General features: G+C 72.1%; 2 protein-coding genes and 1 pseudogene. All 3 read left to right on the top strand.

What is annotated here, in order from left to right:
* The first annotated feature begins 32 nt into the window (after positions 1–32).
* Positions 33–944, top strand: coding sequence for a 4Fe-4S dicluster domain-containing protein (locus tag IJH84_RS08600; RefSeq protein WP_295142428.1), 912 nt, complete (start codon positions 33–35; stop codon positions 942–944).
* Positions 941–1912: an NrfD/PsrC family molybdoenzyme membrane anchor subunit gene (gene nrfD, locus IJH84_RS08595; RefSeq protein WP_367268993.1), complete on the top strand. Its 972-nt coding sequence runs from the start codon at positions 941–943 to the stop codon at positions 1910–1912. The genes IJH84_RS08600 and nrfD overlap by 4 nt, the downstream gene beginning before the upstream one ends.
* A 404-nt stretch (positions 1913–2316) precedes the next feature.
* Positions 2317–2724, top strand: a pseudogene (locus IJH84_RS08590) (ABC transporter ATP-binding protein); the annotation flags it as partial.
* Positions 2725–2856: the final 132 nt, after the last annotated feature.

Genomic DNA, 2856 nt, shown 5'->3' with positions numbered 1-2856 from the left:
GGCGACGAGCAAGGACGAGGGGAGTGACACCCGTGGCCGACGAACCGGCCAACCGGCTCAGCGGCCCGCTGGCCGACCCGGCGGGCGAAGCGGGCTACGCCGAGCACCCCGAGCGGGTCGGGTTCTTCACCGACACCAGCGTGTGCATCGGCTGCAAGGCGTGCGAGGTCGCCTGCAAGGACTGGAACCTGCTGCCCGAGGACGGCCTGGAACTGACCGGCATGTCCTACGACAACACCGGCGACCTCGGCGCGAGCACCTGGCGGCACGTGGCGTTCATCGAGCAGCACGTGGAACGCAGCGCCGCCGAGGTCGACCTCGGAATGCCCGGCATGGCACCGCCCGGCGGGCAGAGCACGCCGACCAGCGACGGCACCGTGCGCTGGCTGATGTCCTCGGACGTGTGCAAGCACTGCACCCACGCCGCCTGCCTCGACGTGTGCCCGACCGGCGCGCTGATCCGCACCGAGCACGGCACGGTGCTGGTGCAGGACGACGTGTGCAACGGCTGCGGCTACTGCGTGCCCGCCTGCCCGTACGGGGTGATCGACATCCGGCCCGGGGACGGGCGGGCGTTCAAGTGCACGCTGTGCCAGGACCGGCTCGGTTCCGGGCTCGCGCCCGCCTGCGCCACGGCTTGCCCGACCGAGTCCATCCAGTACGGCCCGCTCGACGAACTGCGCGAGCAGGCCGCCATGCGGGTCGACGAACTGCACGCCCAGGGCGTGCCGGAGGCCCGGCTCTACGGCCACGAACCCGACGACGGGGTCGGCGGCGACGGCGCGTTCTTCCTGCTGCTGGACGAGCCCGAGGTCTACGGCCTGCCGCCGGACCCGGTGGTGACCACCCGCGACCTGCCGTCCATGTGGAAGCACGCTGCGGCCGCGGCGGGCACCGCCGCAGCGGTGATCGCGGCCTGCTTCGCGGGCAGGAGGTCGCGGTGAGCGCCGATGCAGTGTCGAACGATCAGGCGCCGAACGGCGGGCAGGCACCGAACGGGCAGGCGCCGGAGGAGTTCCGCTCCTACTACGGCCAACCGGTGATCAAGGAACCGACCTGGAAGGTCCCGGACGTCCCCGCCTACCTGTACCTCGGCGGCATGGCGGGCGCCTCGGCCACGATGGCGGTGCTGGCGGAGCTGACCGATCGCCCGGAGCTGGCCCGCAACGGCCGGATCGCCGCCGCGGCCGGATCCACCGCCAGCGTGGTCGCGCTGATCCACGACCTCGGGCGCCCGATGCGGTTCCTGAACATGCTGCGGGTGTTCAAGCCGACCTCGCCGCTGAGCGTGGGTTCCTGGATCCTCGCCCCGTTCTCGGGACTGACCGGTGCATCCGCCGCGAGCGCGCTCACCGGCTGGTACCCGCTGCTGGGCAGGCTCAGCGCGGGCGCGGCCGGGATCCTCGCCCCGGCGATGACGACCTACACCGCCGTGCTGCTGGCCGACACCGCCGTTCCGGGCTGGCACGAGGCGTACCGCGAGCTGCCGTTCGTGTTCGCGGGCAGCGCGATCTCCAGCGCGGGCGCGGTGGCGATGCTGACGACTCCGACCGGGCAGACCGGCCCGGCGCGGCGGATGGCGATCGCGGGCTCGGCGCTGGAACTGGCCGCCGAACGCCGCATGGAGCACACCGCGGGCATGGTCGGCGAGGTCTACCGCACCGGCCGCCCCGGCCGGGTGCTGCGCGCCGCACGAGCGCTGACCTGGGCCGGAGCCGCGGTTTCGGTCTTCGCCGGGCGGCACCGGGCGATCGGCGCCGTCGCCGGGCTGTGCCTGAGCGCGGCGGGTGCGGCCACCCGCTACGGCATCTTCGAGGCCGGCCGCGTCTCGGCGCGCGACCCCCGCTACACCGTCGTCCCACAACGGCAGCGGCTCGCCGAGAAGGAACAAGACGCGCAGAAGTCCGGCTGATCGCGCTGGCCGCCCGTGCCAAATGTGCGGAGGTTTCTTCGCGGCGGAGGCGGTACATGCCCGTGAACGGCACCACGGCGGCCGTGACGGGAGCGGCCGGCGGCATCGGCCGCGCTGGCGAGCTCGCGCCGACACGGTGCTCGGCGACATCGACACCTCGTCCTTGCACGAGGTGGTTTCCGGTGCGCAGCGGATCGCGACCGGACGCCGTCGGCAACCGCTCGCCGCGCGGTGATCCGGGCGCGACCGCGATCCCCGTCGAACTTTCCATGATCGCGCTGGGTATGGTTCCCGCGTGCCGATCGGCCGCAGGGGCGACCCGCGCACGGCCGAGCCCGGGAACGACCGGCGGGAGAACGCCGCACGGTCGCCCGGCGACGTGCCCGAAGTGGAGGTTTGCCCGCATGACCGCGCCGCGATCCGGCACCGAAGCGTTGCTCAGCGGAACCGAGCTGGTCTGCTCGTTCGGCCCGACCCCGGCGTTGCGCGGCGCGGAGCTGACCGTCGATTCCGGCGAGCTGGTGGCGGTGATCGGCGCTTCCGGCTCCGGCAAGTCCACGCTGCTGCACTGCCTGGCCGGGGTCGTGCTGCCGGAGGCCGGGCACGTGCGCTACCGCGGCAACGAGCTCACCGCGATGTCCGACGACGAGCGCAGCGCGCTGCGGCGCACCGAGTTCGGGTTCGTGTTCCAGTTCGGCCAGCTGGTCCCGGAGCTGAGCGTGCTGGAGAACGTGGCGCTGCCGCTGCGGCTCAACGGCGTCCCCCGCCGCCGCGCGCACGCCCGCGCGCTGGAGTGGATCGACCGGCTGGAGGGGAAGAACGTAAGAATCCTTTATCCGGGGATCAGTTTTTCATAACTGCAGTTACATTTCATGCAGACAAGGAGGACAGACTGGTATGCATGCATTAAAGAGATTCGGAACCGCATTTGGCGGATACAAGAT

The sequence above is a fragment of the Saccharopolyspora sp. genome, assembly GCF_017434145.1.
Lineage (GTDB): Bacteria > Actinomycetota > Actinomycetes > Mycobacteriales > Pseudonocardiaceae > Saccharopolyspora_C > Saccharopolyspora_C galaxeae.
This window is presented reverse-complemented; position numbering and strand designations above follow the sequence as displayed.